The sequence below is a fragment of the Pseudarthrobacter woesei genome, assembly GCF_055412745.1.
In genome coordinates this window covers 17296-29473 of sequence record NZ_JBVAYU010000006.1, presented here as the reverse complement: position 1 = coordinate 29473, position 12178 = coordinate 17296, and the positions used below count along the sequence as shown (strand labels likewise).

The window sequence follows — 12178 nt, the reverse complement described above, 5'->3', positions numbered from 1 at the left end:
AACTCAGAGCCGCAGCCAGTCCTGATTGAAATCCGGATGCTCGAAGTACGGCAAGGCCAAGGCGTTCAGCGACTGTGCCATCCACTCGATCGATTCCGGGATCAGCGGCCCCTCCCCGGCCGGCTCGCTGACCATCGCTGTGAGGGCGGCCTGGCGCGCGGATTCCACGATGCCGATCAGCCGCCGCTTGGCCTCGCACTCCAGCAGAAGGCGGCGTTCGTACCATTCGCCCGAGATCGAGACGGATCTGTCGCCGAGGAGGTTCCGCGCCGCAGCTTCATCTTCGGTGATGCGCTGGGACAGGAAGTCAACAATGTCCACACATCGAGGGTACGCGCGACCCCTCTGCGCGGGATACGCGCGGGCAGCGGTCAGCCCAGACTGGTGCCGACTGCCCCGGCCACGTACGGGATCAGCCAGATCCCCCAGACGAGCAGCGAAAACCTGTGAAAGCCGCCCTTCTCGGCCTCACGGTTGCGTAACAGCACGACGACGGCCCAGGCCAGATGCGCGGCCATGAGCAGCAGCGCCGCGGACCCGGTGACGGCCATGATGGTATTGAGCCCTGCACCGATCCCGTCGGCCCGGGACCCGCCGGAATCCGCGAGCCGGGTCATCAGGTACGTCCCGGTCCCGTCGCAGATCAGTCCCAGGGCAAAGAAGCCGGCATGCCACCACTTCAGGACGCGCAGCCGGTGCTCCGACCACACGCCGATCGTGTAGAAGACCAGGGCGGCGGTGATGAGGACGATCGCGGGAAGGAGCATGGTGTCAGACTAAGGGCGCGGGGTCTCCGCCGGATCATCCGAAGGGGGATGTCGGTGCCGTCACCCCAGCAGATCGTCCTCGTAGCACCAGCGCCAGTCTTCGCCGGGTTCGATGCTCCGCATGGCGGGGTGGCCGGTGGCGTCGAAGTGCTTGGACGCATGGGTGCCGGGCGAGGAATCGCAGCAGCCCACGGTCCCGCACGCCAGGCACATCCTGAGGTGGACCGGCGTCGTTCCTTCCCGGGCGCAATCCGCGCAGTAGGCGTCGCGGGGGACTTCCGGGGAGGGCACGGATTCCAGATGCTCGCAGACCCCGCCGGGCCGGGCGAGGCCTTCACCGCCGCCTTCGCTGGACGCGCCCAGCTCCTCGAGCGAGGAGTCAAGCATTGACTCCTCAACATCCAGCCGGTCCAGCACTTCACTGAGGACCTCGTGCGCGTACTCGCCTCCGCGCCGCAGCTCCAGCACCCTCGCCCGCTCGGCGTCGAGCATCGCCAGCCGCAGTTGCGCGTAACGCTGGCTGGGGGTCGCCGCCTCCGCCGAGGGCCGGCCGAGGCGTTCCCAGGCCGCGAGTCCGCGTTCCTGCGTCCTCCGCGTCAGCATCGCCACGACTTCGGGCGGATCGCTCCCGGTGCGCAGCTCCTGCAGCCGCTCCACACCCGCCGCCGTGGCCAGCTGCATCAGCGACGCCTGGTTGAGGGCGTCCTCGCGCGGGTCCGGTCCCTGGACGCGCAGCAGCCGGACCAGGGCCGGAAGCGTGAAACCCTGGAGCGTCAGGGTCCCGCCGACCACCACCATGGCCGCCAGGACCAGCACGGAGCGATGCTCCAAGTCCGGAGGCAGGACCAGTACCGCGGCGAGGGTCACCACGCCGCGCATGCCGGCCCAGGACACGATGGCCGCGTATTGCCACGGCGGCGCCGGGTCGTTCCTCCGGATGGCCGGGATGAGCCGCGGAAGGTAGGTCGCGGGGAACACCCAGACCGGCCGGAGCAGCAGCACCGCGAGCAGGATGATGGCGCAGCCGGTCCAGATCCTGCCCGCACCGAGCGAGTCGTCCTGGACGCCGTCGATGATGGTCCGGACCTGAAGGCCGATCAGCAGGAACACGGAATTTTCCAGCAGGAACTGCACCGTGTTCCAATTGCTGCGCTGGCTCAGGCGGGCGGCGCCGTTGGGCATGGACGGCGCCTTGGTGCCCATCACCAGGCCGGTGACGACGACGGCGAGGACCCCGGAGGCGTGGATCGCCTCCGCCGGCAGGTATGCGATGAACGGGGCCATGAGCGACGTCGTGGTATTGATCGCGACGTTGCGGATCCGTTTGCGCAGCTGGGTGAGGACGTAGGCAGCGGCCAGGCCCACCACCAGCCCGCCGCCGGCCGCGAGGAGGAATCCGCCGGCGATTTCTGCGGCGGAGACGGATCCGGCGATGGCGGCAATGGCCGCGCGGAGGCAGACCAGGGCGGTCGCGTCGTTGACGAGGGACTCGCCTTCGAGGATGGTGACGATCCGGCGGGGCATGCCCACCTTCCGTGCGATGGCCGTCGCCGCGACGGCGTCCGGCGGCGCCACGACCGCGCCGAGGGCGATCGCAGCGGCCAGCGGGATTTCCGGGAAAAGCCACCAGACGACTAATCCGACGCCCGCCGTGCCGAAGATGACATACCCGACCGACAGCAGGCCGATGGAACGGCGGTTCGAGCCGAAATCGAAAAGCGAGGTCTTCAGCGCAGCGGCGTAGAGCAGCGGCGGCAGCAGGCCCACCAGGACGAGCTCGGGATTCAGCTCGATCCGGGGGACGAAGGGCAGGAAGGAGCCGGCCACGCCGGCCAGCACCAGCAGCAGGGGGACGGAGACGTTGATCGTCCGGCCCAGCGCGCTGCCCGCACAGACCACCGCCACGAGCACGAGCAGTCCGAGGGCGACTTCCATGGGGCTATTGTGTCAGGTGCTGGAGGTGATGCGGCCGGGCGGCGCCCTTAAGAGAAGCTGGCCGCCTTCCCGCGATCCGGGTGGTCTGCGGCCAGGGAGCGCTTCATCTGGTGGTCATGGACATGGTGGCCGTAGGGACTGAACCGGCTCAGGCCCAGGTCGGCGAAATCGTAGGCGGTTTCGGCATGTTCTGACCGGTCGACGCCGGCGAGCTCGTCGTCGTGGTTGACGCGGAAGCCGATGCTCTTGTGGATGGCGAGCCCGATCACGGCGGTCACGACGCCGGACAGGGTCACGGTGATGAGGACGGCGACTGTCTGGGCGATCAGCTGCTGCAGGCCGCCGCCGTAGAGGAGGCCGCCGCCAACCCCGTTGACGGGCAGGGCGATGAAGCCCAGCGCCAGAGTGCCGACGATCCCGCCGCCCAGGTGCACGCCCACGACGTCGAGCGAGTCATCGAAGCCGAACTTGTACTTGAGGTCCACGAACACGGCGCAGGCTGCGCCCGCCAGAAGGCCCAGGCCGAGGGCGGCCAGCGGGCTGACGTTGGCGCAGGCAGGGGTGATGGCGACCAGGCCGGCGACGACGCCGGAGGCCGCCCCCAGCGAGGTGGGATGGCCGTGGCGGATTTTTTCCGTGACGAGCCAACTGAGCATGGACGCGGCTGGTGCGGCCAGGGTGTTGACCCAGATCAGGCCGGCTTGTTCCGCCGTCGTCGCGGCGCCGGCGTTGAAGCCGAACCAGCCGAACCAGAGGATGCCGGCCCCGAGCATGATGAAGGGGATGTTGTGCGGGCGGTGCGCCGGGTCCTTGCCGAAGCCGTGGCGGTTGCCGAGGATCAGGACCAGCACCAGGGCCGCGGTGCCGGAGCTGATTTCGACGACGGTGCCGCCGGCGAAGTCGATCACCTGGCCGAAGATGGAGCTCACGGCGCCGCCGGGGCTCAGCAGCCCGCCGCCCCAGACCATAAACGCGAGCGGGCAGTAGACCAGGGTGATCCAGGCGGGGACGAAGATGAGCCAGGAGGTGAACTTGGCGCGGTCGGCGATGGCCCCGCTGATCAGGGCCACCGTGACGATCGCGAAGGTGGCGCTGTAGCCGGCCTTGATCAGCTCGGGGGAGCCCATGAGGTTGGCGAGCCCCGCGTTGGCGAACGGGTCACCGAAGATGCCCAGGATGCCTTGGCCTCCGGTCATGGAGTAGCCCCACAGCACCCACACGACGCCGACGATCCCGGCGGAGGCGAAGCTCATCATGATCATGTTGAGCGAGGCCTTGGCCCGGGTCATGCCGCCGTAGAAGAGGCCGAGTGCCGGAGTCATCAGCAGAACCATGGCCGCTGAGACCATGATCCATACGTTGCCCGCGGTGAGTTCCACGTGTGTGTCCCTTCCGAAAAAAAATCGCCGTACCGGGACATCTCGCCGCCAGCCCCGCCCGAGTTAAATCCTCGCGTCGCCGTGTTTCCGGCAGGCGGGCGCCACGTTGCAGGGAAGTTACAGGAATTGCGCTTTCGTGAAGATCGCGTGTCGGCTGTGTTTCGGGGAAGTAAACGGCGGCTCTCCGCCGCGGTCGCGCGGACCCGCGCGGCGGGCGCCAAACGGAGCGGACGACGGCGGGAAGTCCCGCCGTCGTCCGCTTGGGTTACGCGTTCAGGGGCTTCGGTCAGAACCTGGCGATCTGCGCCAGATAGCCGTAGTACTGCCCCTCGATCGGGTGGAACGGGTCGCCGTCGAAACCGAAGTCGCGGTTGTTCTTGTTGTAGGCCTCGGTGAGGTCAAGGAACTGTGACATCACGTCCTCGCCCGAGCCTTCACATTCCTCGCGGCTGATGCACAGGGCCACCGATCCCGCCACAGCGGGACTGGCGAAACTTGTTCCGTGGGCCACCGCGTAGCCGCCCGGCGCCGTGGACGTCATGCAGACCCCGGGCGCGGCGACCGTGTGGGCCTTGTCCTTTCGCTGGCTGGCGAAGTTCGAGAAGAAAGCCGGATGGTCGTCCAGCTGGCCCAGCCGGGACCAGTCCTCCGTGCCGCAGACGGGGGGAGCCAGGCCTTCGGCTTTTCCGTCGAAGTCGGCCATCGCCGTGGCGGTCAGCACCTCGTCGTAGGTGGCGGGGACGGTTCCGGCGATGTCCTCACCGGAGTTGCCGGCGGCGACGGCGTAGACGACTCCGGCCTTGACCGAGCGGCAAATGGCGTAGTGCATCGGGTCGGTGCCCTTTCCGCAGTTGGCGGTGTCGGCACCCGGGCCGCCGATGCTGATGTTGGCCACCTGGATGTCGTTGGCCCTGTCCTTGTCCTTGCGCGTCGCCGTCACCCAATCGATGGCGCAGATGAGCATTTCTTCCGTGATGGCACCGTTGTCATCAGCAACGCGCACGGACCATAGCGGCGTGCCCGGCGCCGCGCCGATCACGCCGAGGTTGTTGTCCTTGGCACCGATCACGCCCGCCACGAAGGTCCCGTGGCCCACCGGGTCCGTGGGAGTCACCTTGACCGGGGATCCGGAGGAGCAGTCGATTCCGCCACGCACGTTGAGGTCCGGATGGGCGCCGTCGATGCCGGTGTCGATGACCGCCACATTGACGCCGGCAGACTTCCTGCTGCCTTGCTGCTCCACCGGATCGGGCGGGTTTCCGCCGATGCGCAGCCACCAGAAAGGAGCCATCTGGGTGCTCGGCTCCGGGTCCTTCGGCTTATCGAAGGTCCGGGCCGCCGCGATGAAGTCGACGCCCGGATCCTTCGCGAGGCGTGCCGCCGTGGCCGCAGGCATCGTGGCGGCGTAGCCATTGACGGCTTCCCGGTAGACCGTGGAGACGGTGACGCCGTAGCTGCCCTGTTGGGCCGTGGCCACGGCAGCCGGATCGAGGCCGTCCTGCAGCACCACGATGTAATTGTGTTCCAGCTCGGCAGCGACCGAGGGGACAGCGGCCGCGAATCCGCCGCCCGCGGCCAGCGCCACTGCTGCGAGTCCGGCCATGATCCGACGGAACCAGGGCCGACTTTCGGGGGGAGCGGCATTCGCCCGGAACCTGCGCGGTGGCGCGGCTGCCGATTCCGGCTGTGCTGGTGATGCCTGACGGCGGACTTTGCTGAACATAGTGGCCTCCATTAAGCGTCTTCGCTAGTGAGTGCCCCCCTGTCCTAGCTTAGGCCCGCAGCATTGTGATGCACCCGGACCTTTGGAAAAACTTGGGCAGGCCCATGCGCCAGGCGGACGACGGCGGGCCGGGTGGCGGCGCCGTCGTCCCCTGGCCTCGAACTAGTGCGCGGCGACGTTTCCGGCGTCCTGCGGGCCGACGAACTCGCACGAGCCCGGATGGCGCTCGGGCTGCGTGCAGGTCCTGCCCGTGGCGAGGTGGACGTTGGCGCAGCGGCCCGCCATGGCAACATCCTCACGGACGTGCAGGCTGCTCAGATCGTGCCGGCCGCCGCCGGGTTCGCGGGTCCGGGGAGTGCCCGAGGTGGTGTCTTCTTGACCGTTCATGGCTGCGCGGCTCCTTGGAATGTCAGTGGTGCGGCAGGGATAGCCAGTCTCTATTGAGTCCGATGCACAAGTCTCACACGGCAGCGTTAATGCGGGGTTGCCGTCCGGTGAATCCTCGTGCCCAGTTCTCCCGCCGGCACCGCCGCGGCGGAGTATATTTCGAAGAGAGGCAGGCTTATTCGAGCCGGCATTGGAGTCGCCCTTCGGGCCGGCCAAGGAGGCGTCAGGATGGGTTCCAACCTAGCGGAAACCGGTGACCGGGCGACGGGGCAAGCGGATGCGGCGGCGCTGAGCGCGGCCGACCTTGCCACCCGCCTCGGCAATATTGCACGGGAACTGCAGCAGGAGGATGACACGGATTCCATGCTGGCGGGCATCGTTCATGCCGTGCTGGAGTTGGTGCCGCACGCAGCCGAAGCCTCGGTCAGCCTGGTCACCGGCCGCCGCGAGATTGACTCGAGGGCGGCGTCCAGCGATCTTCCGCGCCGGGTGGACGCCCTCCAGAGCGAAACGGGACAGGGGCCGTGCATGGACGCGTCCTATGAGGAACGGGTGGTGAGTGTCCCGGACCTCAGCAAAGACCAGCGCTGGCCCGATTTCTCCCGGGCGGCTTTCGAGCTCGGGGCGCGGAGCATGCTGTCCTTCCAGCTCTTTGTGGACGGCGACCACCTCGGCGCCCTGAACCTCTTCGGCAAAGATGTCGGGGTTTTCGACGCCGAATCGGAGCGGATCGGGGCCCTGGTTGCAGCCCATGCGGCGGTGGCCGTGGCCGGCAGCCAGCAGGTCAGCCAGCTCACCCAGGCGCTGGATACGCGTGACCTGATCGGCCAGGCCAAAGGCATCCTCATGGAGCGGTTCAAGATTACCGCCCAGCAGGCATTCCTGCTGCTCTCACGGGCCAGCTCGGATCTGAATATCAAGCTCCACGACGTCGCGGAACAGCTGACCGTCAGCGGAGAAATCACCAAGAAGCGCTAAGTGGCTTGCCGGTGGACCTTCTAACCAGCTGACTTTGGCAGGCTCCATGCCGTGACCGCCACTGCGCCGCCGCTGACAATGTCGAGGTTCATAGCCAAGCTGCTGCGGGCGGCTCCGGTGTGGGGGGCGATTAAGACGGTACCCACCCGGGTGTCGCCGGCGGCGGCCATGGCGTTCCAGCCCAGGAAGGCCTCGGCCGTGGCACCCGGAAGCACGGTGACGGGGTGGACGCCCGGGTCGCGCGTCGCGAACGAGCCGCCGCGGACCAGCAGGACCTCCATGGCCCAGCCTGCGGTGTCATCGAAGGCGACATCGGGGTATGAATTCAGTGCACAGGGGGCCGCTCCTGTGTTCTCCAAACGGATGCCCATGCCGCGGTGGTTGGCGGCGGCGTCCGGTTGCCCGAGGGTAATCGAAACCTGCTCGCCGCGGCACCAGTCCGGTTCCGGGGGCTGCTGTGCCGGCCCCACCCGGGGCGAACCGTAGACCACCGGGGGCGTGGACGGGGATGGCGACGGGGCAGGACGGACCTGGGCAGTGCCGGCGGCACGGGTGGCCGCCCCGGACAGGGGAGCGGCGGCGATCAGCGCTACCGCGCAGGCGGCCGTGGCCCCCAGCAGGAGCGCCCGGGCCGGCGCCGGGCGGGCGGCGATGTCCGGGGCTGCGCCCTGGTGGCTGGCGCCCGCCTCGGCGGCGCCCACCTGGGGCCGGCTGCCTTGGAAGATGCTGTGCTGCCGCCGGGCCAGCAATGTCCACACCAGGGCCGGGACCCAGCCCCCGATGATTCCCCAGTACCCCGCGGACAGCAGCGCCGTTTCTACGTTGTTGAAGAGCATGGCCGCGCGCACCGGCGGCCACTGCGCCAGCATACTCCCGGCGGACCACAGCACGCTGGTGGTGAAGGATGCCAGCACCACACACAGCCACACGGTCATAAAGGCCGGCGTAGCGCGGGCAGTCTCCGCGGCCGGGCGCGGGAGGGAAAATCGGAGGAGCACTAGCGTCAGGCCCACAAGTGTCAGGGCGGACAGGGCCGGGATGACGACCGGCCAGGGCATCACCGACCGCCAGACGGTGGCAGCCACGGTTTCCGGGACGAGCAGCCGCGCGAAGGTAGTGGGCAGGACGCCGAACCAGCTCAGAGCCGCGAACAGGGCGCCGCTCAGCAGCCACCCGGCTCCCGCTGCGATTGCCGTCCACACGTTGCCTGCCGTAACCCCCATACGAATCCCCATGGCAACCAGCCTAATTGAGAGCTTCCGCAAAGCGGCGCGGCGGTTAGAAGGTCTTGGCGTTGGCCAGCACCGGAAGCTTGGACCGGATGTCCGGCACGATGGCGCGCGGGAGCATCTGGATCGAATCACACTGAAAGGCTGGGTTGGTGCTGGCGATGAGCCTGACACCCCATCCAGGACAGCACCCTTGAAGCCCTGCTGACGCCCGACTACTGGCTTGAGGTCCTGACGGAACGCGGCCTGAACCAGCCGGGGACTGTCTTGATTTCCGGGACCGTGGCGATGCGCGGGGGCGTCGACCAGTTTGCCTGTAGTTGGAAGGTGGAGGTGGCCGGTCCGGCCACCGGAGCCAGCATCGACGCCCAATACATTGTGGAACAGATGGCCCAACCCATCGGCTGACGCGAAGAGACGGCCCGCCCGTGGCGCGTTCGACTCGCACGAACGCGCCATCGGGCGGGCGTTGGCGGACCCAGACGAGATGGCGTGCGCCAGAGCCGGATCATGCCCGCCGTCAACCGCGAGATCGGGACGCCTGCCTTAGCTCAAAGCTGACTCAGGCCGGCGTGGAGCAGCCCACCGTTCCCCGGTTCATAGGCTCCAGTGGCTGACCAGTCAGCGGTGGCGACCAGCGGTGTCCACGCGGCAATGATTGCCAACAGAATCAGTAACAGGATCAAGCGCGGCCAAAAAAACGGCCCCCGCCGCACGTGCTTTGGTGACAATGCCTGAGTCCCCATGTTCCCCTCCGAATTTCCGCCGGCCAACGTGTTGACCGCCTCTCCCGAAGCCTAGGGCCCGGGCCTTGGATCTTCCTTGGGACCGCGCGCTCCGATCCGCCGGAGGTCCGGCGTCGTCCGGCGGCCGCCACTGGCAGAATAGGGAACTGACGCACCCTCCGAGGAAAGGCCCGTGCAGCCATGACGGAACCAGACATGACGGAACCAGGCTGGGTCCAGCACGCCGTGTGGTGGCAGGTCTATCCCCTGGGATTCACGGGCGCGGAAATGGTGGCCCTCCCCGAGGGCGCGGCGGTGCAGCACCGGCTGCAGCAGCTGCTCCCCTGGCTTGACTACGCGGTGGAACTGGGCGCCTCCGGCATCGCCCTCGGCCCCATCTTCGCCTCCGAGACCCACGGTTACGACACCACGGACTACCTCCGCATCGATCCCCGGCTCGGTGACGACTCCGACTTTGACGAGCTGATCCGGGAGGCCCATGCGCGCGGCCTCCGGGTGCTGCTGGACGGCGTGTTCAACCACGCCGGCCGTTCCTTCCGGCCGTTCCAGGACGTCCTGGTGCAGGGGCCGTCCGCCGCCACCGCACCGTGGTTCCGGCTCGACTGGCCCCCAGCCGGCTGGGCCCCGGGAGCGGAGCCCGGCTACGCGGACTTCGAGGGCCACCACCACCTTGTGGCGCTCAACCATGACGAACCCGAGGTTGCCGGGTTCGTTGCCGGCGTCATAAAGCACTGGCTGGGCCGCGGCGCGGACGGCTGGCGGCTGGACGCGGCGTACGCCGTGCCGTCGTCGTTCTGGTCCGAAGTGGTCGGCGCGGCGAAGGAAGACTTCCCCGAGGCCTACTTCGTGGGTGAATACATCCACGGCGACTACGCGGCCGAGGTCAGCGCCGGCTCGCTGGATTCCGCCACCCAGTATGAACTGTGGAAGGCCGCCTGGAGCTCCCTCAATGACGGGAACTTCTACGAACTGGCGTCGGCGCTGGAGCGGCACAACGCCCTGCTGGACACCTTCGTGCCGCTGACCTTCGTCGGCAACCACGACGTCACCCGGATCGCCAGCAAGCTCACCGACCCGGCCCTGCTGCCGCTGGCGCTCGTGGCGCTCTTCACCGTGGCCGGCACACCGTCCGTCTACTCCGGCGACGAGCAGGGCTTCCGCGGCATCAAGGAGGACCGCGCCGGGGGAGACGACGCCGTCCGGCCCGCTTTCCCCGCCGGGCCGTCCGGACTCTCCGCCGTCGGCGGGCATATCTACGAGCTGCACCGGCAGCTGATCGGCGTCCGACGGCGGCACGCCTGGCTGCATACCGCCCGCACCGACGTGCTGGCCCTGAGCAACGAACACCTGGTCTATAGGGCCTCGGGGGAGGGGGCGTCACTCACGGTCGCCCTTAACCTCTCGCCCGCGCCGGCGGAACTGGAGGTGCCGGCGTCGGCCGCCGTGGTCCTGGCCGGCGACGGGCACCGACCTCCCGGGCGGAACGTAGTCGCCGTTCCGCCGCGAGGCTGGGCCATCCTGGGCGGTCAGGACTCGTAGTTTTCAACCTGCCGGACGGGACGCACTTCCGCCTCGTCAGGGTTTTCGCCGTACTGCAGCTTGGCCCGCCGCTGCCGGAGGAGGTCCCAGCACTGGTCCAGGTCCTCTTCAAGGCCCTTCAGCCGCGCGTGCTCCGGGCCGTGTTCATAATCCGGGGAGGAGGAGGGCGCCTTCTCGCGAAGTGCCTGTTCTTCCTCCACCAGCGCTGAGATTCGCTCCAGGATGTGCTGTTCGTCCATCACGGCCTTCTTTCTGCGTAGCGTCCTTCCGCCAGCGTAGCGAGGCCTAGGTGCAGGGGCCAGAGCGGCTTGCGGCCGGGTGGGGACCCGGCACCCGGTCCCGGTTGCGGCCGTCCCGACGCTCCCTCCCAGTTGCCGCGCCTCCCACCCTTGACACAGCCCGGAAATCCGCGGTTTCCCACGAGCTCCGACTGCTAACCGGGTCAGCAACCGGGAAGGAATGCGCGGGTTCCGCGGCTACCCCGCGAACGGCCGGACGGGCTGCGGCAGACAGCTATCATGAATGGCTGATTTGGGGCAGGATGTGCCATGTAAAAGTGCGCCGATACCGGTGCCGTAACCTGGCACCCTGGCCTGCGCCCCAGCTGCAAGGAGTCACGGACATGACCACGCTCAACCCTTACCTAAGCTTCCGCGACAATGCGAAAGAAGCCATGGCCTTCTACCAGGCGGTGTTCGGCGGTGAGCTGAACATGAGCACGTTCGGCGAATACCAGGCCAGCGAAGACGCCGCTGAGCAGGACAAGATCATGCACGCCATGCTGACGACGGACAAGGGCATGGTGCTGATGGGAGCGGACACACCCAACCACATGGGCTACACCGCGGGCAGCAGTATCTCCGTCTCCCTCAGCGGCGCCGACGAGGCCGAGCTCCGCGGCTACTTTGACAAGCTCGCCGACGGCGGAACCGTCACCGTGCCAATGGAAAAGGCGCCATGGGGAGACGTGTTCGGCATGTGCACGGACAAGTTCGGCACCGACTGGATGGTAAATGTGGGCCCCGAGCCTGGTCAGGCGCCGAGCTAAGGCTCCGGGCGGCGCCTCCTGGCCTGGGGCGGCCCGGGGCTCGGCCGGGATCAGTCCGGGCTTGAATCCGTGGTGAGGCCGCGGTCGTCGCCGGTCTGTTCGTCCTGTTCCTCTGCCGGGCCGGTGGTCTTGGTGGCGTCCTGGGCACCGGCGGCCGCCTGGTTCGCGGGGGAACCGGAACCTGCGGGGGAAGCCGCAGGTCTCTCCCCGCGGGCTACCGGGGCCGCTTCGCCCTGCGCCGTGCCGTCCGAACTGCGGTCGACGCCGTCCCTGACGATGCCCTCTGGTTCCCTGGATTCCGCGCTCATGGATCTCCCTGCTCTAGCTTGTCCGTTCAAGGGTGCGGGGTCCGGTGTTAGTCCCGACTTGCCAAAGATACAGCCGTCGCGGGGGGACGTACAGCCTGATGTCCGGTGTCTGAACGTGGTCTGTCGCCTCTGGCGGGTT

At 68.2% G+C, this 12178-nt stretch carries 13 protein-coding genes; 4 read left to right on the top strand and 9 right to left on the bottom strand.

Annotation, left to right across the window (positions count from 1 at the left end; all coding sequences use genetic code 11):
* Window positions 1-3: 3 nt before the first annotated feature.
* The 6 genes from ACZYZE_RS10265 to ACZYZE_RS10240 form a co-directional block, all read right to left on the bottom strand.
* On the bottom strand, window positions 4-321 hold the full coding sequence (locus tag ACZYZE_RS10265; RefSeq protein ID WP_459317340.1) for a DUF6221 family protein: 318 nt from the start codon (window positions 319-321) through the stop codon (window positions 4-6).
* A gap of 50 nt (window positions 322-371) precedes the next feature.
* Window positions 372-767, bottom strand: coding sequence for an HsmA family protein (locus tag ACZYZE_RS10260; RefSeq protein ID WP_459317341.1), 396 nt, complete (start codon window positions 765-767; stop codon window positions 372-374).
* 60 nt (window positions 768-827) lie between these two features.
* Complete coding sequence (locus ACZYZE_RS10255; protein ID WP_463907534.1) at window positions 828-2702, bottom strand: Na+/H+ antiporter; 1875 nt, start codon at window positions 2700-2702, stop codon at window positions 828-830.
* Window positions 2703-2749: 47 nt separating this feature from the next.
* Window positions 2750-4081, bottom strand: coding sequence for an ammonium transporter (locus ACZYZE_RS10250; protein ID WP_463907533.1), 1332 nt, complete (start codon window positions 4079-4081; stop codon window positions 2750-2752).
* 286 nt (window positions 4082-4367) lie between these two features.
* Complete coding sequence (locus ACZYZE_RS10245; protein WP_463907532.1) at window positions 4368-5684, bottom strand: S8 family peptidase; 1317 nt, start codon at window positions 5682-5684, stop codon at window positions 4368-4370.
* A 282-nt stretch (window positions 5685-5966) separates the two neighbouring features.
* Window positions 5967-6191, bottom strand: a complete 225-nt coding sequence (locus tag ACZYZE_RS10240) for a hypothetical protein (RefSeq protein ID WP_459317345.1) — start codon at window positions 6189-6191, stop codon at window positions 5967-5969.
* Window positions 6192-6419: 228 nt separating this feature from the next.
* Between ACZYZE_RS10240 and ACZYZE_RS10235 the strand changes: the two genes are divergently transcribed.
* Complete coding sequence (locus ACZYZE_RS10235; RefSeq protein WP_459317346.1) at window positions 6420-7169, top strand: GAF and ANTAR domain-containing protein; 750 nt, start codon at window positions 6420-6422, stop codon at window positions 7167-7169.
* Between the two features lie 20 nt (window positions 7170-7189).
* Here ACZYZE_RS10235 and ACZYZE_RS10230 read toward each other — a convergent pair whose 3' ends face one another.
* A complete protein-coding gene (locus ACZYZE_RS10230; RefSeq protein WP_463907531.1) occupies window positions 7190-8404 on the bottom strand; it encodes a DUF4232 domain-containing protein in 1215 nt (404 codons plus the stop codon).
* A gap of 171 nt (window positions 8405-8575) precedes the next feature.
* Between ACZYZE_RS10230 and ACZYZE_RS10225 the strand changes: the two genes are divergently transcribed.
* Window positions 8576-8806, top strand: coding sequence for a DUF2848 family protein (locus ACZYZE_RS10225; RefSeq protein ID WP_463907735.1), 231 nt, complete (start codon window positions 8576-8578; stop codon window positions 8804-8806).
* Window positions 8807-9339: 533 nt separating this feature from the next.
* A complete protein-coding gene (locus tag ACZYZE_RS10220; protein ID WP_463907530.1) occupies window positions 9340-10683 on the top strand; it encodes an alpha-amylase family glycosyl hydrolase in 1344 nt (447 codons plus the stop codon).
* Here ACZYZE_RS10220 and ACZYZE_RS10215 read toward each other — a convergent pair.
* Window positions 10671-10922, bottom strand: coding sequence for a DUF2630 family protein (locus ACZYZE_RS10215; RefSeq protein WP_463907529.1), 252 nt, complete (start codon window positions 10920-10922; stop codon window positions 10671-10673). The two genes, ACZYZE_RS10220 and ACZYZE_RS10215, sit on opposite strands and share 13 nt — an antisense overlap.
* A gap of 383 nt (window positions 10923-11305) precedes the next feature.
* Here ACZYZE_RS10215 and ACZYZE_RS10210 point away from each other — a divergent pair, with 383 nt between their 5' ends.
* The gene (locus tag ACZYZE_RS10210) at window positions 11306-11731 is read left to right on the top strand and encodes a VOC family protein (RefSeq protein WP_463907528.1); all 426 of its coding nucleotides are present in this window, start codon (window positions 11306-11308) and stop codon (window positions 11729-11731) included.
* Window positions 11732-11781: 50 nt separating this feature from the next.
* Here the strand turns inward: ACZYZE_RS10210 and ACZYZE_RS10205 are convergent, their stop codons facing one another.
* A complete protein-coding gene (locus ACZYZE_RS10205; RefSeq protein ID WP_463907527.1) occupies window positions 11782-12039 on the bottom strand; it encodes a hypothetical protein in 258 nt (85 codons plus the stop codon).
* Window positions 12040-12178 lie beyond the last annotated feature (139 nt).